We start from the raw sequence: 21,059 nt of genomic DNA on the forward strand, positions 1-21,059 counted from the left end.
GCCATCTCCCCCGCAAGGGGGGAGATTGCCGGTTTCACTGTCGGCCTGTTTCTTCAACGTTGAAAATCGGCGAAAGCCGGTGTGACGTCTGATCTCCTCCTTGCGGGGGAGATGTCCGGCAGGACAGAGGGGGTGCCGTCCCGCCCACATCGGCCTACAGCGCCCTGGCAATCCGCGCCGCCAGCCGAGCATTGTTTTCCACCAGCGCGATGTTGGTCTTCAGGCTCCGGCCACCGGTGAGTTCGAGGATTTTGGAGAGCAGGAAAGGCGTCACCGCTTTGCCGGTGACGTTGAGCGCCTCGGCGGCCTTCTGGGCGGCCTCGATGTAGCCGGCCATCTCGCCGGCCGGGATTTCGTGATCCTCCGGCACCGGATTGGCGATCAGCATGCCGCCGCTCAGGCCCAGCGCCTGTCGCGTCTTGTAAAAATGCGCGATCTCTTCCGGCGCGTGCAAGGTCAGCGGCGCGCGGAACGGCGATTGCCGCGACCAGAAGGCCGGCATGGTCTCGCAGCCATGGCCGATCACGGGCACGCCGCGGGTCTCCAGCACCTCCAGCGTCTTTTCGATGTCGAGGATGGCCTTGGCCCCAGCCGAGACGACGATGACGGGCGTGCGCGCCAGCTCATCGAGATCAGCCGAAATGTCGAAGCTTTTTTCGGCGCCCTTGTGCACGCCGCCGATGCCGCCGGTGGCGAACACCTTTATCCCAACCATATGCGCGGCGATCATTGTGGCGGCAACCGTGGTGCCGCCGGTGCGCCCTTGCGCGACGGCGAAGCCGAGATCGGCGCGAGAGAGCTTCATGGCGTCGCCGGTCATGGCGAGCGATTCGCGTTCTCCGTCGGAGAGGCCGATCTTGATGCGGCCCGCCACCACGGCGATCGTCGCCGGCACCGCGCCGCCGTCCGCAATGATCCTTTCCACGTCGGCCGCCATGGCGCCATTGTCGGGGTAGGGCATGCCATGGGTTATGATGGTGCTTTCCAGCGCAACCACGGGCTTCCCGGCGGCCAAGGCTTGCGCCACCGGCGCGTGGACATCGATGAAGGGGCGGGCGGTGTCTGGGGTCATCTGGATCTCCAATCCGAAGTGCGGCGCATCCTTTCGGATGCCGGTCTCATGCCATTTCCTGCTCTTCGGGCACAAGAGCCAGCGCTTGCGCGAAAGTCGCCGTGGTGAAATCGGGAACGGCGCCCGCGCTTTCAATAGCCAGCGTCGCGGCGGCGACGCCCTCGCGCAACGCCGCGCGCAAGGGCATGCCGCGCAACAGGGCGGCGACCGTCGCGCCGGCAAGCGCATCGCCGGCGCCGGTGACGTCCACGACCTTTCTTGGAGGGGGCGGGACGACGGCAAAGCTGCCGTCGCGGTCGAAGCCCAGCACCGGGCCGCCGCCCGCCGTGACCACCGCGCTGTCGAGGCCGGCGCTTCTCAGCCCGTCGAGGATAGTCTTTTGAGAGGCGGCATCGTCAAGTCCGGCAAGCGCCACCGCCTCGCGCCTGTTCATGAAGGCGACGGCCAGGCCGCCGAGCACCGGTGTCAAGCGCACGACCTTGGCCGGTGAAATGGCAATGGCGAACACGGGCTTGCCGGCGGCAAGCGACACCAGCCGCTCCAGAGCCGCCGATGGCAGATTGGCGTCGCACAGGACGGCATCTGCGGCGGCGATCTCCTCCCTCACCCTGGAGCGGCGGATCTGCTTTGCAAATGCCAGTTCATAAAGCGCCATGTCGGCAAAGCCGACGAGCAGTTCGCCCTCGCGGTCGATCAGCGCCGTATAGCTCGGCGTCGTGCGGTCGAGGAACACCGCGGACAGGTCGGCAATGCCTGCTTCGGCGATGGCGCGCGAAACCGTGTCGGCGGCGGCATCACCGCCGCGCACCGACAGCAACGAGCCCGAGACGCCTCGCCGCACCGTGCTGCGCAATGCGTTGAAGACGCCGCCGCCAACGTCCTCGCGCATCGTGCCCGGGTTGGAGGCAGCCGGCACGTAAGCGCCGGACACCTGGCCGCGCCTGTCGATATGGGCGCCGCCCACCGCCAGGACTCTTGGAGATCTCACCATGCGCCGATATGACCTTTGTTGGCGGTCACGCACAAGCGCCATGCTGTGCGACGGAGCTTCGCAGGCAACAACCAGCGATTCGTGAGGCCGGCACGGCGAACCAGCCTGGCCCAATATTCGGGTCATGCTGGAGCCGAATCGTGAGACAAAAAAAGAACAAATCAGGATGTTGCTTATTTTTCAAATGCTTGATCCCTCTTGCCAAATGAGAACAAAAAAGGTACAAATAACCAAGGATTACGGATTGTCCGGCCTTCATTGACGACTACGGGGTGATGTATCATGGCTCAGAACAGCTTGCGGCTTGTAGAGGATAAGGCAGTGGACAAATCAAAGGCTCTGGATGCGGCGCTGTCGCAAATCGAGCGGGCTTTCGGCAAGGGCTCGATCATGCGGCTCGGCGCGAACGAGCAGGTCGTCGAGATCGAAACCGTGCCGACCGGCTCGCTCGGCCTCGACATCGCGCTTGGCGTCGGCGGCCTGCCGCGCGGCCGCATCATCGAGATCTACGGGCCGGAAAGCTCGGGTAAGACGACGCTGGCGCTGCACACGGTGGCGGAAGCCCAGAAGAAGGGCGGCATCTGCGCCTTCGTCGATGCCGAGCATGCGCTCGATCCGGTCTATGCCCGCAAGCTCGGCGTTGATCTCGAAAACCTCCTGATCTCGCAGCCTGACACTGGCGAGCAGGCGCTTGAGATCTGCGATACGCTGGTGCGCTCCGGCGCCATCGATGTGCTGGTGGTCGATTCGGTCGCGGCGCTGACGCCGCGCGCCGAAATCGAGGGCGAGATGGGCGATTCGCTGCCCGGCCTGCAGGCCCGCCTGATGAGCCAGGCGCTGCGCAAGCTGACCGCCTCGATCTCGCGCTCCAACACCATGGTCATCTTCATCAACCAGATCCGCATGAAGATCGGCGTCATGTTCGGCTCGCCCGAAACCACCACCGGCGGCAATGCGCTGAAATTTTACGCCTCGGTGCGTCTCGATATCCGCCGCATCGGCTCGGTCAAGGACCGCGACGAGGTCGTCGGCAACCAGACCCGCGTCAAGGTGGTCAAGAACAAGCTGGCGCCGCCCTTCAAGGTGGTCGAGTTCGACATCATGTACGGCGAAGGCGTGTCGAAGACAGGCGAGCTGGTCGATCTCGGCGTCAAGGCCGGCGTGGTCGAGAAGTCGGGCGCCTGGTTCTCTTACAATTCGCAGCGTCTCGGCCAGGGCCGCGAGAACGCGAAGCTGTTCCTGCGCGACAATCCCGATACGGCGCGCGAGATCGAACTTGCGCTCAGGCAGAACGCCGGACTGATCGCCGAGAAATTCCTTGAGAATGGCGGCTCCGAAGGTGGCGATGATGGGTTCGAGGATGAAGCCGGCGCGATGTAAGCGTTCGCCGGCACGATCTAGCGTTCGCTGGCGCGATCTAGCGTTCGGTTTACGGCCCGAGTTCGGCCATAATCCCGGTTCATCAATTTGAGCTTATGTAATCGAGTTCTGTAGTATTGCGTTTCGAACCGCCGGCCCCGTGCCGGCGGTTTGCGTTTTGAGCGGCTGGCGAACCGCGAATTGGCCAGCTTGCGTGTTTCTGGACAGGGTGCCAAGCGGCGGCTAAAAGGCCAGCTCCATCTTCTAAAGCAGAGCCCATTTTCCGCCGGTCCGGCCGGCGGCTCTCTCGAAAAGGCAGCATTCATGAGTGGCGTGAACGAGATCCGGTCGACATTTCTCGACTATTTCCGCAAGGAGGGTCACGAGGTCGTGGCGTCGAGCCCGCTTGTGCCGCGCAACGATCCGACGCTGATGTTCACCAATGCCGGCATGGTGCAGTTCAAGAACGTCTTCACCGGCCTGGAGAAGCGGCCCTATTCGCGTGCCACGACCGCCCAGAAAAGCGTTCGCGCCGGCGGCAAGCACAACGACCTCGACAATGTCGGCTACACCGCGCGCCACCTGACCTTCTTCGAGATGCTCGGCAATTTCTCCTTCGGCGACTATTTCAAGGAGCGCGCCATCGAGTTGGCCTGGAACCTCATCACCAGGGAGTTCGGGCTGAAGAAGGACAAGCTGCTCGTCACCGTCTATCACACCGACGACGAGGCGGCCGGCTTCTGGAAGAAGATCGCCGGTTTTTCCGATGATCGCATCATCCGCATCCCGACCTCCGACAATTTCTGGGCGATGGGCGACACCGGGCCGTGCGGGCCATGCTCGGAAATTTTCATCGATCGCGGCGAGCACATCTGGGGCGGTCCGCCCGGCACCCCGGAGGAGGATGGCGACCGGTTCCTGGAATTCTGGAACCTGGTGTTCATGCAGTACGAGCAGGTGACGAAGGACGAGCGCATCGACCTGCCGCGCCCGTCGATCGACACCGGCATGGGCCTGGAGCGCATGGCCTCCATCCTGCAAGGCGCGGAAAGCGTGTTTGAGACCGACCTGTTCCGCCATCTGATCGATGCGGCGTCGTCCGCGCTCGGCCGCGGTCCCGACGCCGAGACCGTCGCATCCTATCGCGTCATAGCCGATCACCTGCGCTCGTCCTCGTTCCTGGTCGCAGACGGCGTGCTGCCATCGAACGAAGGCCGCGGCTATGTGCTGCGCCGCATCATGCGCCGCGCCATGCGGCATGCGCAATTGCTCGGTGCGAACGAGCCGCTGGTGTGGAAGCTGGTGCCGGCGCTGGTTCGCGAGATGGGTCAGGCCTATCCGGAACTGGTGCGCGGCGAACAGCTGATCACCGAGACGCTGAAGCTTGAAGAGACCAGGTTCCGCAAGACACTGGTGCGTGGCCTCGGTTTGCTGTCGGAGGCGACGGAAAAGCTCGGCGCCGGCGACATGCTGGACGGCGAGACGGCCTTCAAGCTTTACGACACCTATGGCTTCCCGCTCGACCTGACGCAGGATGCGCTGCGCCAGCGCAACATCTCGGTCGATCTTGCCGGCTTCACCAATGCGATGGAGCAGCAGAAGGCAGAGGCGCGTAAGCACTGGGCGGGCTCCGGCGAGGCGGCGACCGAAGCGGTCTGGTTCCCGGTGCGCGAAAAATCCGGCGCTACCGAATTCCTCGGCTACGAGACCGAGCAGGCGGAAGGCATTATCCAGGCGCTTGTCCGCGACGGCAAGACCGTCGACAGCGCCGGCAAGGGCGAAGCGGTAGCCGTAGTCGTCAACCAGACGCCGTTCTATGCCGAATCCGGCGGCCAGATGGGCGACACCGGAACCATTTCAGGCGAAGGCTTCTCGATCGAGATTTCCGATACGCAGAAGAAGGCCGACGGGCTGTTCGTGCATCTCGGCAAGGTGGTCAGCGGCACTGCCAGGACGGGTGCCGCCGTCGAGCTGAAGGTTGACCATGCGAGGCGCTCCAGGCTCCGCGCGAACCATTCCGCGACGCATCTGATCCATGAGGCGCTGCGCGAGGTGCTGGGCACCCATGTCGCACAGAAGGGTTCGCTGGTCGCGCCCGAGCGCCTGCGCTTCGACATCTCGCACAACAAGCCCATCTCGCCCTCGGAACTCGAGGAGGTCGAGCGCATGGCCAATGAGATCGTGGTGCAGAACAGCCCGGTGATCACGCGCCTGATGTCGGTCGACGATGCCATTGCCGAAGGCGCCATGGCGCTGTTCGGCGAGAAATACGGCGATGAGGTGCGCGTCGTGTCTATGGGCACGGGCCTACATGGCGCCAAGGCCAACCGCCCCTATTCGGTCGAGCTTTGCGGCGGCACGCATGTCAGGGCAACCGGTGACATCGGCCTGGTGCGCGTCGTGTCCGACAGCGCCGTCGCCGCAGGCGTGCGCCGCATCGAGGCGCTGACGGGCGAGGCCGCGCGCAAGCATCTCGACGAACAGGACCGGCGGCTGAAGGCGGCCGCGGCAACACTGAAAATCTCGCCCGCCGACGTGCCGGCGCGTGTTGAAGCCCTGCTCGAAGAGCGCAAGAAGCTCGAGAAGGAGCTCACCGAAGCGCGCAAGAAGCTGGCGCTGGGCGGCGGGTCGCCCGCTGACGCGCCGGCCGCCAACGAGACCGTCGCGGGCGTCGGCTTCCTCGGCAAGTCGGTTTCCGGTGTCTCGCCGAAGGATCTGAAGCCGCTCGCCGACGCCGGCAAAAGCTCGCTCGGCTCCGGCGTGGTCGTGTTCGTCGGTGCGGGCGAGGACAACAAAGCGAGCGTCGTGGTCGCCGTCACCGATGATCTCGTCGGCCGTTTCAGCGCCGTCGACCTGGTGCGTGTCGCCTCCGCCGCCCTCGGCGGGCAGGGCGGCGGCGGCCGGCCCGACATGGCGCAGGCCGGTGGCCCCGATGCCTCGAAGGCCGACGACGCGATTGCTGCGGTGAGGGCGGCGCTGGAGGCGGCGTGATTCATTGCAGAATTGGGGGGCAACGCTCCAGGCCGGTTGCTTCCCTTCGAGGTCGCGCGGCCCCTCATGATGGGCGGCGCGACATCAATGATCGGCTGTCCGCGAAATCGTTGACCTGAATCGAATATCGCTGCGCTGCGCTGTCGCAGATCAGCCGGCCTTTTCAGTCCTGGCAAAGCTTGTCTGTTTAGCAATACAATCCCACCAGTCCTGTATGTCGGCAAAGCGAGCCAGCAGTTTGCGCCCTTCCGCCACCTTGACGAAATAGCCGATGATCGGTGCCGCATGCAGGTCGGCGAGCGTCAGTTGATTGCCGAGCAACCACGGCCCCGGGGATCTCAATGATGAGAGCACCTGAAGGACCGTTCCTGCTTGTCGTAATCCGCTGACAATCAGCGCTTCGTCAGGCGACGCCTTCTCCAGCCGCTCCACGGCGACGTCCCAGACCATGGCCCGATAGCCATAAGCGTCGAGCATGCCGATGATCTGGTTCATCCGCGCGCGGCCGCGCGGATCGTTCGGCTGCAAGGGCGGTCCGTCGAAAGCTTCATCAACATAGCGCGTGATCGCGCTGGCCTCGAACAGGCGAAAACCGTCATGCTCGAAGGCCGGGATGCGGCCGAACGGGTGGTGCTCGAAATACCAGCCGGGGATGCCCTCGGCGGCGAACACATCGACCGGCACAAGCTCGTAGTCGACGCCCTTCTCCTCCAGCGCCATGCGCGCTATGCGCACGTAAACGCTGTAGTCCGCGCCGTAGAGGACCGGTTTGGCCATGTTGCCAGTCCTTTGCTTTCGATTTTCGTTGGCCCAAAAAAGCGAAGGCTCCTTCCGGAGCCTTCGGCGTGTTGAACCCGCGGGTGCCTACGCCATCGCCTTCTGCAAATTCTCGTCGATCTTGTCGAGAAATCCGGTGGTCGACAGCCAAGGCTGGTCGGGGCCGATCAGCAGCGACAGGTCCTTGGTCATGAAGCCGGATTCGACCGTCTGGATGCAGACCTTTTCCAGCGTTTCGGCAAAACGCTTCAATTCGGCATTGTCGTCGAGCTTGGCGCGGTGGGCCAGCCCCCGGGTCCAGGCGAAGATCGAGGCGATCGAATTGGTGGAGGTTTCCTCGCCCTTCTGGTGCTGGCGATAGTGGCGCGTGACGGTGCCGTGCGCGGCTTCCGCTTCCACCGTCTTGCCGTCCGGCGTCATCAGCACCGAGGTCATCAGGCCAAGCGAGCCGAAACCCTGCGCCACCGTGTCGGACTGTACGTCGCCGTCATAGTTCTTGCAGGCCCAGACATAGCCGCCCGACCATTTCAGGCTGGAGGCCACCATGTCGTCGATCAGGCGGTGCTCGTACCACAGCTTCTTGGACTTGAACTCGGCCTCGAACTCAGCCTCGTAGACCTCCTGGAAAATATCCTTGAAGCGGCCGTCATAGGCCTTGAGGATGGTGTTCTTGGTCGAGAGATAGACCGGGTAGTTGCGCAGCAGGCCGTAGTTCAGCGAAGCGCGGGCGAATTCGCGGATCGACTCGTCGAGATTGTACATGGCCATGGCGACGCCGGCGCCGGGCGCGTCGAACACGTCGTGCTCGATCACCTGGCCATCCTCGCCGACGAACTTGATCGTCAGCTTGCCCTTGCCGGGAAAACGGAAATCGGTGGCGCGGTACTGGTCGCCATAGGCGTGGCGGCCGACGATGATCGGCTTGGTCCAGCCGGGCACCAGCCGCGGCACGTTCTTCATGATGATCGGCTCGCGGAAGATGGTGCCGCCGAGAATGTTGCGGATGGTGCCGTTCGGCGACTTCCACATCTTCTTCAGCTTGAATTCCTCGACGCGCTGCTCGTCGGGCGTGATGGTCGCGCATTTCACGCCGACGCCGTATTTTTTGATGGCGTTGGCCGAATCGACGGTCACCTGGTCGTTGGTGGCGTCGCGATGCTCGATGCCGAGGTCGTAATATTCAAGCTTGAGGTCGAGATAAGGGTGGATCAGCTTGTCCTTGATGAACTGCCAGATGATGCGGGTCATCTCGTCGCCGTCGAGTTCGACGACCGGGTTCGCCACCTTGATCTTCGCCATGGAAAGAATGCCTCGTTGCTGGGAAATGGGACGGCCTTGCCCGCGTGGCGTTCGGCCGGGGATGCGCCCCTATATCAAAGCGTTTTTGGCCGCGCAAACGACGATCGGTCACGAAAGCGAAGCGATCGCCCCGCCATTTGCGAATGGTTCATTTTCGCGGCCGAATATGGCAGGGGACGCTGAAATGCCGCAAACAGCAGTTCATTGACAATCATGCCCGTCACCAAAGATTCCGATACCGCTTCAGTCGCCAGCCCCGCCATCATCCTCGTGGAGCCGCAGCTCGGCGAGAATATCGGCATGGTTGCGCGCGCCATGGCCAATTTCGGCCTGGTCGAACTTCGCCTCGTCAACCCGCGCGACGGCTGGCCGAACGAGAAGGCGCGGGCGGCGGCCAGCCGCGCCGACCATGTCATCGACGCCGTCAAGGTTTTCGACGATCTCGCCACGGCGATGGCCGACCTGAATTTCGTTTTCGCGACCACCGCAAGGCAACGCGACGGCTTCAAGCCCGTGCGCGGGCCGGTCGAGGCGGGCAGGGTGCTCCGGGCTCGCCATGGCATGGGTCAGCGAACCGGCATCCTGTTCGGCCGCGAGCGTTTCGGCCTCTATAATGACGAGGTTGGCCTCGCCGACGAGATCGTCACTTTTCCGGTCGATCCCGATTTTTCCTCGCTCAACATCGCCCAGGCCGCGCTTCTCATGTCCTACGAGTGGATGAAATCCGGCCTCGAGGACGAGACCAAGACCAACTTTACGGGTCCGGACATGAAGCCGGCCAGCAAGGAAGAACTGCACGGCCTGTTCGCCTATCTCGAAGGCGCACTCGAAGCGCGCGGCTATTTCCGGCCGGCGCCGAAGAAGCCGAAGATGGTTGACAATCTGCGCGCCGTATTGACCCGGGCGGGATTTGCCGAGCCGGAGCTCAAGGTGCTGCGCGGCATCATCTCGTCGCTGGACAGGTTCTCGCCGGCGATGCCGCGCGGCGACGGCTCTCCGGGAGATGATCCAAGGCGGCTTCCGGCAGCGGCGCGCGCCGGCGGTCCCGGCCGCAAGACCAATGCGGATCGTCAGGTGGCCGATGACGACGACAACGCCGCGCCGCCGCTCGGCGGCAAGGGAACCGACAATGACTGATCAGCCGATCCTGATGTTCGATTCCGGCATTGGCGGGCTGACTGTGCTGCGCGAGGCGCGCGTGCTGATGCCCGACCGCCGCTTCGTCTACATCGCCGACGATGCCGCCTTCCCCTTTGGCGCCTGGGAGGAACCGGCGCTGCGGGTCCATATTCTCGACCTGTTCGGCAAATTGCTCGACCGGTTCGCCCCGGCCATCTCGGTCATCGCCTGCAACACCGCCTCGACGCTGGTGATCGATGCGTTGCGCGAGAGATTTCCCGGCCATCCCTTTGTCGGCACCGTGCCTGCGATCAAGCCGGCGGCGGAGCGTACCCGCTCCGGCCTCGTCTCCGTGCTGGCGACGCCGGGCACGGTGAAACGGCAATACACGCGCGACCTGATCAGCAAATGGGCGCAGAAGTGCCATGTCCGGCTGGTCGGTAGCGACCGCCTGGCGGGGCTGGCCGAAGCCTATATGCGCGAAGGGTTCGTCGACGAGGAAGCCGTGCGCGCCGAGATCTCCCCGTGTTTCATCGAGCGCGATGGCATGCGCACCGACATCGCCGTGCTCGCCTGTACGCACTATCCTTTTCTGGTTAACCGCATGCGCAAGACCGCACCCTGGCCGGTCGACTGGATCGATCCTGCCGAAGCGATCGCCCGGCGGGCGATGTCGCTGCTGTCGCCGGTCAATGGGCCGTTGCCGCATGGTGAGCCGGACATCGCGGTCTTCACGTCCGGCAAGGCGGATTTTGCCACCAGCCGTTTGATGCAGGGCTTTGGACTGGCGGTCGCCTGATTTCCGGAACATTGGCGAGGCCGTTTCGTTTTCTCCCAGGCAATGAAGGGAGAAAAACCATGCCTGCCACCTCGAAAGCCCAGCAGAAGGCCGCCGGCGCCGCATTGTCGGCCAAGCGCGGCGAGACCAAGAAGAGCGAGCTCAAAGGCGCTTCCAAAGGGATGTACGAATCCATGAGCGAAAAGCAGCTCGAGGAATTCGCCGAAACCAAGCGCAAGGATCTGCCGGAGAAAAAGAAGCACTGAGGGAAGCGCTATTTGGCAACGACCTTCTTGAAGGGTTCGTCCAATGGCAAGAAATAGGCCGGCGACGGGGTCGCAGGCCTTGATGTTATTGTCGGGTCAATGGCCGACGTAATCAGCGCCAGTGGCGGCTGTTAGCGCCAGTGGCAGCTGTTAGCGCCGGTGGCAGCTGTTAGCGCCAGTGGCAACGTCGCACTTTTTGGCGAATGACATGGCGGTGACCATGGCTCCAGACGACGCGCTTCCTGACCACAATCCGGCATACCTGATGAGGCCGGTGGCCTTGCCAATGCCTTGCCATCGCCGGCTCAGGAGTAATGACGGCCATCGATCCGGCCAACACCGTCGCACCAGTCAGGCTTAGAAAGAACTTCTTCATCCGAATTCAGGCTCCTCTGCTCAAGTCCCTTCCTGGAGCGGTTCAGCTTCGGGGAATCGCCGCCCCGCTCCGGTTTTTTTACACAATCCCGGGTAGAAACCGCTAGCGCTTTCCGGGAATTGTTCTAATACCGCGGGCGCGACAACCTCCCGCCGGATGCGACACCGCATTGAACAACAACACTGAAAATCGTAGATGGTCGCGGGGCGGCGCCAGTTGGAACCTTGACAGCGGTTAAATCTCTGTTTAACAGCGCTCCCAACACCGGGCCGCAACGCCCGGTGGTTTGTTTTGCATGCGCAAGACCTCGACGGAAGCCAGTCTGTTTTCCAAGGTCTTGTTTGAACTGACGTGTCCCGTGGGTTTTTCGCCGCGTTGCGTGGAAAAACCCTGTCAGGTCTCGAAAACGGAGGCCAGAGGAGGGCGCGTTTCCTTCACCCGGACCATGAGGCTCCGGGTTATGTTGTTTTGAAAGGGAATGCGATGAGCAAGCGCGAATCCGCGAAGTACAAGATCGACCGCCGTCTCGGCGAAAACATCTGGGGCCGCCCGAAGTCCCCGGTCAACAAGCGTGAATACGGCCCCGGCCAGCACGGCCAGCGCCGCAAGGGCAAGCTTTCCGATTTCGGCCTGCAGCTGCGCGCCAAGCAGAAGCTGAAAGGCCACTATGGCGACGTTTCGGAAAAGCAGTTCCGCAAGGTCTATGAAGAGGCCGATCGCCGCAAGGGCGACACCTCGGAGAACCTGATCGGCCTGCTCGAGTCGCGTCTGGACGCGGTCGTCTATCGCGCCAAGTTCGTTCCGACCATTTTCGCCGCCCGCCAGTTCGTCAACCACGGCCACGTCAACGTCAACGGCAAGCGCGTCAACATCGGCTCGTACCGCTGCAAGCCGGGCGACGTCGTCGAAGTGCGTGAAAAGTCGAAGCAGCTGGTGATCGTCCTGGAATCGGTCGGCCTCGCCGAGCGCGACGTGCCGGACTACATCGAAGCCGATCACAACAAGATGACCGCGACCTTCTCGCGCATCCCGGGCCTGGCGGACGTTCCGTTCGCCGTCCAGATGGAACCGAACCTCGTCGTCGAATTCTATTCGCGTTAAGCGAAGGCTTTTTGCGAGACCGGAGGGGCCGCCCATCGAGGCGGCCTTTTCTTTGTCGGCCATGTCCGCTAATCCGGGCGGCAACGAAGCTCCGAACGTTCGTTGCTCCAGGATTTGGAACCGACGCCATGAACATGCTGCCAGACGCTCAATCGCTTGAGCAGGCCGCCGACATCGAAGGCGGTTTTCATCCGCTGTTCGCCGATGTGCCGTCTTCGGTCGAGTTCAACAAATTGCGCAAGCGGCTGCTGCGGCTGACCCGCCAGGCGATCGAGGATTTTTCGATGGTCAGGCCAGGCGAGCGCTGGCTGGTGGCCCTGTCGGGCGGCAAGGATTCCTACGGCCTGCTTGCCATGCTGCTGGACCTCAAATGGCGCGGCCTGCTGCCGGTGGAGCTGCTGGCCTGCAATCTCGACCAGGGCCAGCCGAACTTTCCCAAGCACATCCTGCCCGATTACCTCAATGCCCACGGCATTGCACACCGCATCGAATACCAGGACACCTACTCCGTCGTCACCGACAAGCTGCCGCAGGGCAGCACCTATTGCTCGCTCTGTTCACGCCTGCGGCGTGGTCATCTCTATCGCGTAGCCCGAGAGGAGGGGTGCTCGGCGCTGGTGCTCGGCCATCATCGCGAGGACATTCTCGAAACCTTCTTCATGAACCTGTTCCACGGCGGCCGTCTCGCCGCCATGCCGCCCAAGCTGCTCAACGACGAGGGCGACGTCATGGTGCTGCGGCCGCTTGCCTACTGCGCCGAAACCGATCTGGAAAAGTTCGCCGCGGCGATGCGGTTCCCGATCATCCCTTGCGATCTCTGCGGCAGCCAGGAAGGTCTCCAGCGCAACGCGATGAAGGCCATGCTTGACGATATCGAAAAGCGCATGCCCGGCCGCAAGGACACGATGCTGCGTGCGTTGTCCAACACCAGGCCGTCGCATCTGCTCGACAGGAAACTATTCGATTTCGCCGCCCTCGATGAAACGCTCTCCAGCAGGCAAGACATTTCCGATGACATTTGACGATACCGCGATCGACTGGCTGGCCAGCACCCTGGCCGAAGCAGCCGAAGCCGAAATCATGCCGCGCTTTCGCCGGTTGGGCGGCGGCGACGTCCGCCAGAAGACGTCGGCCGCCGACTTGGTGACGGAAGCCGACGTCAGTGCCGAGCGGCTGATCACCGCCAAGCTGCGTGAGCGCTACCCAACGGCCATGATCGTCGGCGAGGAAGCCTGTTCCGACAATCCGGCGCTGCTCGACGGTCTTGGCGATGCCGATCTGGCTTTCACCATCGACCCGGTGGACGGCACTTTCAATTTCGCTTCCGGCGTGCCGTTGTTCGGAGTCATGCTGGGTGTCGTGGTCCGGGGTGAGACCGTCGCAGGCATCATCCACGATCCGGTCGGCAAGGACTGGCTGATCGGCGCCAGGGGCGCCGGCAGTCATATCAGGCACGCGCATGGCAACCTGGAAAAAGTGCGTGTCGCGGCGCCCGTGCCGATCTCGGGAATGACCGGCTCCGTCTCCTGGCAGTACATGGCCGAACCAGAGCGGTCGCGGCTGGCGCGCAACCAGACGAAAATCCTGTCGCAATTCGCCTATCGCTGCGCCGCGCATGAATATCGCCTGCTGGCCAGCGGCCATGCCCATTTCGTCGTCTACAACAAGCTGATGCCGTGGGACCATCTGCCCGGTGTCCTGATCCATACCGAGGCCGGCGGCCACGCCGCGCGTTTCGACGCCAGTGCCTACCTACCGTCGCATGTCGGCGGCGGCCTGCTTGTCGCACCCGACCGGGAAAGCTGGCGCGAGTTGCGCAGCGAACTCTGGGCGCAATAGCCGGCTGCCAATTCGATTACCCAGCCGAGCGCCGCAAAGGCGACAATTCAATGCAGATCGGCAATGTGCCCCGAGACGGGTTGATTCTGCGGCTGGAACATCTTGCCGCGTTCGGCGATGAAGATCATCAGCAGGGCTGCGACCGAGACGCTGCAGAAGCCGGCGGCCAATGGCGTCACCGTGCCGTTGAAAGCCTGGCCGATCAGCGTGCCGAGAATGCCGCCGAGAAACGTCTGCATGAAGCCCAGGATGGACGAGGCCGTGCCGGCCAGCTGACCAAGCGGCTCCATAGCCAAGGCATTGAAATTCGCGCCGAGCGCACCGAAAGGGAGCATGGCGCAGGCAAAGAAGGTGACGAACAGCCAGAGCGGCATCTTCATTTCCAGCGAAACGACCAGCCAGGCCAGGCTGATGACCAGAAACAACAGCAGTGCGCTCTGCGACAGGCGGCGCATGCCGATGCGGCCGACAAGACGCGAGTTCAGATAGTTGGAGAAGGCGAGCACGCCGGCAACGCCGGCAAAGATGACCGGAAACAATTCGCCGACATTGAATATGTCGACATAAATCTGCTGCGCCGAGGCGATGAAGCCGAACATGGCGCCGAAGATGAACGTACTGGCGAAGGCATAGCAGATCGCGACGCGGTTGGTCAGCACGATGCGGAACCCGCCGACAATGGCATTGACGGTCAATGGCCGGCGATATTCCGGATGTAGCGTCTCGGGCAGGCGCAGCAGCGACCAGGCCGAGACGACAAGCGCGCCGACGGCCATGGTGACGAAGATCAAATGCCAGGTCGCGAACAGCATGATGAACTGGCCGATGCCGGGAGCAATCACCGGGATCGCCATGAACACCATGAAGATCAGCGACATCACCTCGGCCATGCGCCGGCCATCGAACGTGTCGCGCACGATCGAGACGGCGATGACGCGGGTCGCGGCCGCACCGATGCCTTGCACGGCCCGGCAAAGTAGAAGCGTTTCAAAGCTTGGCGATATGGCGGCCGCGGCGGCCGCCGCCACATAAATGATTAGGCCGGCGACAAGCGGCGCACGGCGCCCGAATCGGTCCGAGAGCGGTCCGAAAAACAGCTGTCCGCCGCCAAAACCCAGAATATAGGCGGTGATGACATATTGCCGGTGGTTTTCGTTCTCGACGCCAAGCGAGGCGCCGATCTGCTGCAGCGCCGGCAGCATGATGTCGATGGCCAACGAATTGAGCGCCATCAGCGCTGCGCACAGCGCGATGAACTCCCAGCGCGGAATGGGCAATTTGCTTGCCGATTGCGGTGCTGACGTCTGCTGGTCCACGGCAAGTCCGATCTCTCAAACGAAAACGCGCCGGTGGCCCGGCGCATTGGCTCGTCCTGGTCCGGGTCCCGGACGCAAAATTGCCGAGGCGGGGCTGCCCCGGTGCTCAGGGCATGTCGACGGCGACATGCCCAACCGAAATCAGGCGGCGCCTTTGACGCTCACGCCCTTCTCGACAAGGAATGTCTGCAACTCGCCCGCCTGGAACATTTCGCGCACGATGTCGCAGCCACCGACGAATTCGCCCTTGACGTAGAGCTGAGGGATCGTCGGCCAGTTGGAGTATTCCTTGATGCCCTGGCGCAGCTCGGCCGAATCCAGCACGTTCACGCCTTTGTAGTCGGCGCCGATATAGTCGAGGATCTGGACAACCTGGCCGGAAAATCCGCATTGCGGGAAACCGGGCGTGCCCTTCATGAAAAGCACGACGTCGTTGCCCTTCACCTCGTTGTCGATGTAGTCGTTGATGCCGCTCATGGAATATCCTTTCCCGCCTGTGGGAGTCAGGCTCGAAGCTTTTCCATCAGATAAACCCATAGGTTGCCCGAAACAAGACTTTAGCCGCGTGGTGGCCTGAATGGCGCAAAAGATGCGGCGTTTTGGGCCAAGCGACTTTGGCGCTGGAAGCCCCTAGTCCGGCACGCTGGTCTGCAGCGCCAGCGCGTGCAGCACGCCGCCCATATTGCCCTTCAGCGCGTCATAGACCATCTGGTGCTGCTGCACGCGGCTTTTTCCGCGAAAGCTCTCGGCGACCACTTCGGCCGCATAGTGATCGCCGTCGCCGGCAAGGTCACGGATGGTCACCCTGGCGTCCGGGATCCCCTCCTTGATCAGTTTTTCAATGTCGCGGGCATCCATTGCCATGGCAAATTCCTGTTTTTAGGGCGGGCTGCGGCGTGGCTGCCCGTGCGATGAGAGTCGGGGTGAACCTAAAGCCTTTCCGGCCGGGATTGAAGCCGTTCCGTCCAGCCCCAGCGCGATGGTGGCTCACGACGCGTTCTCGCTCTGACCTCCGGCGTCGTCTGCGGGGTCGTCCTCGGGCGTCGAGAAGGTCCGCCCAAGGCTGAAGGTCAGCACATAGAGGGGAAGGTTGATCGCCAGGTTGGCAATCGGCAGGTAGGCGGTCATCTGCCAGACGGGTGAGAAGAACGGCTGGCCGTAGCCATCGCAGGCCAGCGAGGAGCCATACTCCCACAGTGCCCCCAATGCGGCCGCGACGGCGAAAAGTTTGATGCAGGTGAAGATGTGCCTTGTCCGTGCCCGGTCCGGCAGAAGCCGGCTCCAAAGCACCAGGCAGACAAGCGGAACTGCATAGAAAAGGTTTTGCAGGCCAAGCATCGGAAGCGTGTCGTTGGCCGCGGCGAGGAACTCCGCGCGTGTTTCCAACCGGGCGCAGACCTCGCTCGATGTCGTCGACAGCAGGAAAAAGACGAACGGGCCGAGAAACCAGAAGAAGAACAGCGATGGCCAGAAGACGACTGCAAGCAGTGCCCGGACGGCCAGTTTCCTGTGGTTGAGCATGATCTTTTCCGAAAAAAATCGGTTCCCACTTTTCGGGATCACGCTCTGCTCAAATGGCCTGATCCATGAAGCGCGGGAACCAGCCTTCGTGCGCGGCGGTCAATTCGCCGAGCGGGATCGCCCGTGCCTCGCCGAGTTTCAGCGTGTCGCCGCCGGTCGAGCCGATCCAGGGCGCGAAAATGCCGAGTTCGCTTTGCTGTTGGCGGATCGCGTCCCAGTCCTTACTGTCTGGATCGATTGACAGCGTCAGGAGATAGCGGCCCTGGTCCTCGCCGAACCAAACCGGAATAGGATCGGTGCCGGCCAGTCCGGGGACGGTCGCGCCGATGCCTGATGCCATCGCCATCTCGGCCAGCGCGACCGCAATGCCGCCGTCGGAAACGTCGTGAGCCGCGGTGACGATGCCGGACGCGATGAGGGCGCGCACATGGTCGCCGACACGCTTTTCATGGGCGAGGTCGACCGGCGGCGGCGGGCCGTCGCTGCGACCGTGGATGTCACGCAAGTAAACCGATTGGCCGAGATGCGTACCCCATGAGGCCGGCGCGCCGACCAGCAGGATCATCTGGCCCTGCGCAGCGAAGCCGGCCCGCACCATCTTCGACCAGTCGGCGATCAGCCCAACGCCGCCGATGGTCGGCGTCGGCAGGATGCCCTGGCCATTGGTTTCGTTGTAGAGCGAGACATTGCCGGAAACGATCGGGAAGCCGAGCGCGCGGCAGGCATCGCCAATGCCCTTCACCGCGCCGACCAACTGACCCATGATCTCCGGCCGTTCCGGATTGCCGAAATTGAGATTGTCGGTGGCGGCCAGCGGCAGCGCGCCGGTGGCGGTCAGGTTGCGCCAGCATTCGGCCACCGCCTGCTTGCCGCCCTCATAGGGATCGGCCTCGCAATAGCGCGGCGTCACGTCCGACGAGAAAGCCAGCGCTTTGGTCGGATGGCCTTCGACCCGCACCACGCCGGCATCGCCACCGGGAAGCTGCAGCGAATTGCCCTGGATCAGCGTGTCGTACTGTTCCCACACCCAGCGGCGCGACGACAGGTCAGGGCCGCCGAGCAGCTTCAGCAGTGCGTCGGCGACATCGGCCTGCGGAATGTCATTGGCCGCAAGCGGCGCCGGCTTCTTCGGCTCGATCCACGGACGGTCATATTCCGGTGCCTTGTCGCCGAGATCCTTGATCGGCAGGTCCGCAACCTGATCACCCTGATGCAGGACGCGAAAGCGCAGATCGTCGGTCGTCTTGCCGACAATGGCGAAGTCGAGCCCCCATTTGTGGAAGATCGCCTCGGCCTCCTTTTCCTTTTCGGGGCGCAGCACCATCAGCATGCGCTCCTGGCTTTCCGACAGCATCATCTCGTAGGCGCTCATGCGCTCCTCGCGCACCGGAACCTTGTCGAGCTCGAGCTCGATGCCGAGATCCCCCTTGGCGCCCATCTCGACCGCCGAGCAGGTAAGGCCGGCAGCACCCATGTCCTGGATAGCGATGACCGCACCGGACGCCATCAGTTCGAGACATGCTTCAAGCAGGCACTTTTCGGTGAAGGGATCGCCGACCTGCACGGTCGGGCGCTTCTCGTCGATCTTGTCGTCGAATTCGGCCGAGGCCATGGTGGCGCCGCCGACGCCGTCGCGACCGGTCTTGGCGCCGAGATAGACGACCGGCAGGCCGACGCCCTTGGCCTCCGACAGGAAAATCGCGTCCGTCTTGGCAAGACCCGCGGCAAAAGCGTTGACCAGGATATTGCCGTTGTAGCGGGCGTCGAAATTGACCTCGCCGCCGACCGTCGGCACGCCGAAGGAATTGCCGTAGCCGCCGACGCCGGAAACCACTCCCGCCACCAGATGCCTGGTCTTGGGATGATCGGGAGCACCGAAGCGCAAGGCGTTCATCGCCGCGATAGGCCGCGCGCCCATGGTGAAGACGTCGCGCAATATGCCGCCGACGCCTGTCGCCGCCCCTTGGTAGGGCTCGATAAAGGAGGGGTGGTTGTGGCTCTCCATCTTGAAGACGACGCAGTCGCCGTCGCCGATATCGACCACGCCGGCATTCTCGCCCGGTCCCTGGATGACCCGCGGGCCGGTCGTCGGCAGCGTGCGCAGCCATTTCTTCGAGGATTTATACGAGCAATGCTCGTTCCACATCGCCGAGAAGATGCCAAGTTCGGTGAAGCTCGGCTCACGCCCGACGAGGTCGAGGATGCGCTGGTATTCGTCTGGCTTCAGCCCGTGCGCGGCAATGAGCTCGGGCGTGATCGGCACGGAATTGGAAATGGTCATGGGCGGCGGTTTTTATCCGTGGGAGCTTGGGATTTTGAGTCTCCTCTTATCGCAAGCTTTGCGGCCGATACACCCATGGACCGACGAAAAGTGGCTGAATCCGGAGAAAGCCACGGCGCCTTGAACGCGCGTCCCACCGGACCGGACTCAACCGATGCGCCTCGGGTCTTGCCTGGAGGCATCCTGAACCGCCGGCGCTCCAAGGCGATGCGGATCAGGAAAAACTGTCGTAGCCGGCGCGGCCTTCGTCGAGGAGCCTCCGGATCGCCGCAACGCCGTCCGCGATGTCCTTGCGCTGCCTCGGCTGCGAAATGCCGAAGCGCACACCGTGGAAGACCTGCTCGGAACGGCCCGCCTTGAACTCGTCTTCGTCGTCGATCAGCACGCCGTGCTCGAGGCAGGCGTTCTTGAACGTGCCGGAAAGCCAGGGGTCGGGCAAGGTCAGCCAGACAAAGGGTATATTGTCCCGCGACTTGAATTCGAAGCCGGCCAAAGTCTCGCACACAATGGCGGTGCGGGCGTTGATTTCGGCGATGGCGCGTTTGCGTATGTCCGCGGCCTGGCCCGACAGCACCAGCCGGGCATTCACCTCGGCCAGCAGGAAAGGCATGCCGCCGGTCATCATCTTATGGGCAACACGGATGCGATGGCGATAAGCAGGCGGGCAGGAAAGCCAGCCGCCGCGAACGCCGGCCGCTACCGATTTCGACAGGCCGCCTGCGACGATGGTGCGCTCGGGTGCATAGTCGGCCAGCATTGGCGTCGGATCTTCGGTCAGGCCGCCGTAAAGATCGTCCTCGATAATGACGACATTGTATTCACGCGCGATCCGCGCGATTGCCTCACGTCGCGCTGCCGGCAGGATCGCCAGCGTCGGATTCTGCACCGTAGGCATCAGAAAGATCATCTTCGGATGCTTTTGCGCGCAGACGCGCTCGAAATCGTCGGGGTCGAGACCCTGATGGTCCGATGCCACCAGCGCCGTGCGACGACCGATCAGGCCGGCGCTGCGCGAAATCTGCGAATAGGTCAGGTGCTCGAAGGCGACGTAATCGCCGGGCGTGGTCAGTGCGGCGATCGCCGCCATGACAGCGGCATGGGTACCGAGCGTCGGCACGATCGTATCGGCGCTCGGTCGAAACGAGTTGCGCGACAGCCAACTGGCGCCGGCCTCGAACCAGCGCTCGGGAAAATCCCGCGTGTAGCTCGAAATCTCATGCGCATGATCCGAAGCCGTGCGCGACAGCACTTCGGTGACGATGGCGCCCTGGCCGACATCGGGCGCCGCGGTGCTGTCGAAGCGCAGCTTGCCGCGCGGCGCATCGATGTCGCGCGTGCCTTGCGCGTCCGGCGCTATGAAGTCGGGCTTCGCGTTCTGCCGGCCGAGGACATAGGTGCCGCGCCCGACCTCGCCGCTGACCAGCCCGCGCTCGCGCAGCAATTGATAGGCCCTGCCGACCGTGCCGACGGTTGCGCCGATGTCATAGGCGAGATCCCGCTGCGGTGGCAGCTTTGCCCCGGCGTCGATCACGCCGCGGTCGATATCTGACTCAATGCTGTCAGCAAGGCGCTGATAAAGCGGGCCGGAGCTGGCCGTGAGGTCGGGAAGCCAATTTGTCATGGTGACAATTTTGTATATTGCGTCGAACGATGAGTCAATTCACATGCGTTGTGTGGAATAAAAGAGTGCAATTTGCAGCTTTGGTAGAACGAAGATGGATACAATCGAGACAATCAGCCAGACAACCGCAGGATTGTTCGCCGCGCGACCTGTGGACCGCGGCGGCTTTGTCAGCCGCATCGTGCGTATGGTCAAATCGCTGGGGCGCTGGATCGACGGCCTGCTGGAGCGCAGGCGCAGCCGGCTCGCCTTGCTGGACATGACCGACGACCAGTTGAAGGACATCGGCATTTCCCGCTGCGACGCCCATCGCGAAGGGATCAGGCCATTCTGGGAATGAACAGGCGCGATG

Annotated in this window: 20 protein-coding genes; 9 read left to right on the plus strand and 11 right to left on the minus strand. The window is 63.2% G+C overall.

All coding sequences use genetic code 11. The features are described 5' to 3' along the window. Positions 1-154 precede the first annotated feature (154 nt). Positions 155-1,072 (minus strand): pseudouridine-5'-phosphate glycosidase, encoded by a 918-nt coding sequence (locus LB545_RS29995; RefSeq protein ID WP_140583370.1) that lies wholly within the window; start codon positions 1,070-1,072, stop codon positions 155-157. Positions 1,073-1,118: 46 nt separating this feature from the next. Beyond that, positions 1,119-2,063 carry a carbohydrate kinase family protein gene (locus LB545_RS30000; RefSeq protein ID WP_140560979.1) on the minus strand — a complete coding sequence of 315 codons (945 nt, stop codon included), beginning with the start codon at positions 2,061-2,063 and terminating at the stop codon, positions 1,119-1,121. 282 nt (positions 2,064-2,345) lie between these two features. Here LB545_RS30000 and recA point away from each other — a divergent pair, with 282 nt between their 5' ends. Both recA and alaS read left to right on the plus strand, forming a co-directional pair. Continuing rightward, positions 2,346-3,443 carry a recombinase RecA gene (gene recA, locus LB545_RS30005; RefSeq protein WP_010909075.1) on the plus strand — a complete coding sequence of 366 codons (1,098 nt, stop codon included), beginning with the start codon at positions 2,346-2,348 and terminating at the stop codon, positions 3,441-3,443. A 303-nt stretch (positions 3,444-3,746) separates the two neighbouring features. Continuing rightward, positions 3,747-6,413 carry an alanine--tRNA ligase gene (alaS, locus tag LB545_RS30010; protein WP_224706252.1) on the plus strand — a complete coding sequence of 889 codons (2,667 nt, stop codon included), beginning with the start codon at positions 3,747-3,749 and terminating at the stop codon, positions 6,411-6,413. A gap of 150 nt (positions 6,414-6,563) precedes the next feature. Here alaS and LB545_RS30015 read toward each other — a convergent pair whose 3' ends face one another. Together LB545_RS30015 and LB545_RS30020 are read right to left on the minus strand one after the other, a co-directional pair. Beyond that, on the minus strand, positions 6,564-7,190 hold the full coding sequence (locus LB545_RS30015) for a glutathione S-transferase family protein (RefSeq protein WP_224706253.1): 627 nt from the start codon (positions 7,188-7,190) through the stop codon (positions 6,564-6,566). 87 nt (positions 7,191-7,277) lie between these two features. Beyond that, positions 7,278-8,489, minus strand: coding sequence for an NADP-dependent isocitrate dehydrogenase (locus tag LB545_RS30020; protein ID WP_140493857.1), 1,212 nt, complete (start codon positions 8,487-8,489; stop codon positions 7,278-7,280). Positions 8,490-8,702: 213 nt separating this feature from the next. On the opposite strand from LB545_RS30020, the gene LB545_RS30025 reads away from it, so the two are divergent. From LB545_RS30025 to LB545_RS30035, 3 genes are read left to right on the plus strand one after another with little or no spacing between them, the layout of a single operon-like run. Continuing rightward, positions 8,703-9,626, plus strand: a complete 924-nt coding sequence (locus tag LB545_RS30025) for an RNA methyltransferase (protein ID WP_140493855.1) — start codon at positions 8,703-8,705, stop codon at positions 9,624-9,626. Beyond that, positions 9,619-10,407 (plus strand): glutamate racemase, encoded by a 789-nt coding sequence (gene murI, locus LB545_RS30030; protein ID WP_140493853.1) that lies wholly within the window; start codon positions 9,619-9,621, stop codon positions 10,405-10,407. The genes LB545_RS30025 and murI overlap by 8 nt, the downstream gene beginning before the upstream one ends. A 59-nt stretch (positions 10,408-10,466) precedes the next feature. Beyond that, the gene (locus tag LB545_RS30035; RefSeq protein ID WP_140493851.1) at positions 10,467-10,652 is read left to right on the plus strand and encodes a DUF3008 family protein; all 186 of its coding nucleotides are present in this window, start codon (positions 10,467-10,469) and stop codon (positions 10,650-10,652) included. A 169-nt stretch (positions 10,653-10,821) separates the two neighbouring features. Here LB545_RS30035 and LB545_RS30040 read toward each other — a convergent pair whose 3' ends face one another. Next, a complete protein-coding gene (locus LB545_RS30040; RefSeq protein WP_140522046.1) occupies positions 10,822-11,028 on the minus strand; it encodes a hypothetical protein in 207 nt (68 codons plus the stop codon). Positions 11,029-11,511: 483 nt separating this feature from the next. Between LB545_RS30040 and rpsD the strand changes: the two genes are divergently transcribed. The 3 genes from rpsD (at position 11,512) to LB545_RS30055 (ending at position 13,968) form a co-directional block, all read left to right on the plus strand. Beyond that, on the plus strand, positions 11,512-12,129 hold the full coding sequence (rpsD, locus tag LB545_RS30045; protein WP_140493847.1) for a 30S ribosomal protein S4: 618 nt from the start codon (positions 11,512-11,514) through the stop codon (positions 12,127-12,129). 128 nt (positions 12,130-12,257) lie between these two features. Beyond that, a complete protein-coding gene (gene ttcA / locus LB545_RS30050) occupies positions 12,258-13,151 on the plus strand; it encodes a tRNA 2-thiocytidine(32) synthetase TtcA (protein WP_140625564.1) in 894 nt (297 codons plus the stop codon). Beyond that, positions 13,141-13,968 (plus strand): inositol monophosphatase family protein, encoded by an 828-nt coding sequence (locus LB545_RS30055; RefSeq protein WP_224706254.1) that lies wholly within the window; start codon positions 13,141-13,143, stop codon positions 13,966-13,968. Before ttcA ends, LB545_RS30055 begins: the two co-directional genes overlap by 11 nt. Before the next feature lie 47 nt (positions 13,969-14,015). On the opposite strand, the gene LB545_RS30060 is transcribed toward LB545_RS30055, so the two are convergent. From LB545_RS30060 to LB545_RS30085, 6 genes are all read right to left on the minus strand, one after another. Continuing rightward, complete coding sequence (locus tag LB545_RS30060; protein ID WP_140493841.1) at positions 14,016-15,284, minus strand: multidrug effflux MFS transporter; 1,269 nt, start codon at positions 15,282-15,284, stop codon at positions 14,016-14,018. A 141-nt stretch (positions 15,285-15,425) separates the two neighbouring features. Beyond that, positions 15,426-15,761 (minus strand): Grx4 family monothiol glutaredoxin, encoded by a 336-nt coding sequence (gene grxD, locus LB545_RS30065; protein WP_013532137.1) that lies wholly within the window; start codon positions 15,759-15,761, stop codon positions 15,426-15,428. A gap of 153 nt (positions 15,762-15,914) precedes the next feature. Next, entirely contained in the window at positions 15,915-16,148 is a 234-nt protein-coding gene (locus LB545_RS30070) for a BolA/IbaG family iron-sulfur metabolism protein (protein ID WP_140493839.1), read from the minus strand. Positions 16,149-16,271: 123 nt separating this feature from the next. Further along, a complete protein-coding gene (locus tag LB545_RS30075; protein WP_224706255.1) occupies positions 16,272-16,805 on the minus strand; it encodes a hypothetical protein in 534 nt (177 codons plus the stop codon). Between the two features lie 49 nt (positions 16,806-16,854). Further along, positions 16,855-19,086: a phosphoribosylformylglycinamidine synthase subunit PurL gene (purL, locus tag LB545_RS30080; protein ID WP_224706256.1), complete on the minus strand. Its 2,232-nt coding sequence runs from the start codon at positions 19,084-19,086 to the stop codon at positions 16,855-16,857. Positions 19,087-19,300: 214 nt separating this feature from the next. After that, a complete protein-coding gene (locus tag LB545_RS30085; protein ID WP_140558544.1) occupies positions 19,301-20,707 on the minus strand; it encodes a PLP-dependent aminotransferase family protein in 1,407 nt (468 codons plus the stop codon). Between the two features lie 94 nt (positions 20,708-20,801). Here LB545_RS30085 and LB545_RS30090 point away from each other — a divergent pair, with 94 nt between their 5' ends. Beyond that, the gene (locus LB545_RS30090; RefSeq protein ID WP_140493830.1) at positions 20,802-21,047 is read left to right on the plus strand and encodes a DUF1127 domain-containing protein; all 246 of its coding nucleotides are present in this window, start codon (positions 20,802-20,804) and stop codon (positions 21,045-21,047) included. Positions 21,048-21,059 lie beyond the last annotated feature (12 nt).

The organism is Mesorhizobium sp. BR1-1-6, from assembly GCF_020165355.1.
Classification (GTDB): Bacteria; Pseudomonadota; Alphaproteobacteria; order Rhizobiales; family Rhizobiaceae; genus Mesorhizobium.

What these genes read in the sequence shown, in the direction of transcription:
- LB545_RS29995 (WP_140583370.1), bottom strand. Translation starts at nt 1,072, where the DNA reads ATGACCCCAGACACCGCCCGCCCCTTCATCGATGTCCACGCGCCGGTG.
- recA (WP_010909075.1), top strand. Translation starts at nt 2,346, where the DNA reads ATGGCTCAGAACAGCTTGCGGCTTGTAGAGGATAAGGCAGTGGACAAA.
- LB545_RS30035 (WP_140493851.1), top strand. Translation starts at nt 10,467, where the DNA reads ATGCCTGCCACCTCGAAAGCCCAGCAGAAGGCCGCCGGCGCCGCATTG.
- LB545_RS30055 (WP_224706254.1), top strand. Translation starts at nt 13,141, where the DNA reads ATGACATTTGACGATACCGCGATCGACTGGCTGGCCAGCACCCTGGCC.
- murI (WP_140493853.1), top strand. Translation starts at nt 9,619, where the DNA reads ATGACTGATCAGCCGATCCTGATGTTCGATTCCGGCATTGGCGGGCTG.
- purL (WP_224706256.1), bottom strand. Translation starts at nt 19,086, where the DNA reads ATGACCATTTCCAATTCCGTGCCGATCACGCCCGAGCTCATTGCCGCG.
- ttcA (WP_140625564.1), top strand. Translation starts at nt 12,258, where the DNA reads ATGAACATGCTGCCAGACGCTCAATCGCTTGAGCAGGCCGCCGACATC.
- LB545_RS30025 (WP_140493855.1), top strand. Translation starts at nt 8,703, where the DNA reads ATGCCCGTCACCAAAGATTCCGATACCGCTTCAGTCGCCAGCCCCGCC.
- grxD (WP_013532137.1), bottom strand. Translation starts at nt 15,761, where the DNA reads ATGAGCGGCATCAACGACTACATCGACAACGAGGTGAAGGGCAACGAC.
- LB545_RS30075 (WP_224706255.1), bottom strand. Translation starts at nt 16,805, where the DNA reads ATGCTCAACCACAGGAAACTGGCCGTCCGGGCACTGCTTGCAGTCGTC.
- LB545_RS30000 (WP_140560979.1), bottom strand. Translation starts at nt 2,063, where the DNA reads ATGGTGAGATCTCCAAGAGTCCTGGCGGTGGGCGGCGCCCATATCGAC.
- LB545_RS30070 (WP_140493839.1), bottom strand. Translation starts at nt 16,148, where the DNA reads ATGGCAATGGATGCCCGCGACATTGAAAAACTGATCAAGGAGGGGATC.
- LB545_RS30090 (WP_140493830.1), top strand. Translation starts at nt 20,802, where the DNA reads ATGGATACAATCGAGACAATCAGCCAGACAACCGCAGGATTGTTCGCC.
- LB545_RS30015 (WP_224706253.1), bottom strand. Translation starts at nt 7,190, where the DNA reads ATGGCCAAACCGGTCCTCTACGGCGCGGACTACAGCGTTTACGTGCGC.
- LB545_RS30085 (WP_140558544.1), bottom strand. Translation starts at nt 20,707, where the DNA reads ATGACAAATTGGCTTCCCGACCTCACGGCCAGCTCCGGCCCGCTTTAT.
- rpsD (WP_140493847.1), top strand. Translation starts at nt 11,512, where the DNA reads ATGAGCAAGCGCGAATCCGCGAAGTACAAGATCGACCGCCGTCTCGGC.
- LB545_RS30020 (WP_140493857.1), bottom strand. Translation starts at nt 8,489, where the DNA reads ATGGCGAAGATCAAGGTGGCGAACCCGGTCGTCGAACTCGACGGCGAC.
- alaS (WP_224706252.1), top strand. Translation starts at nt 3,747, where the DNA reads ATGAGTGGCGTGAACGAGATCCGGTCGACATTTCTCGACTATTTCCGC.
- LB545_RS30040 (WP_140522046.1), bottom strand. Translation starts at nt 11,028, where the DNA reads ATGAAGAAGTTCTTTCTAAGCCTGACTGGTGCGACGGTGTTGGCCGGA.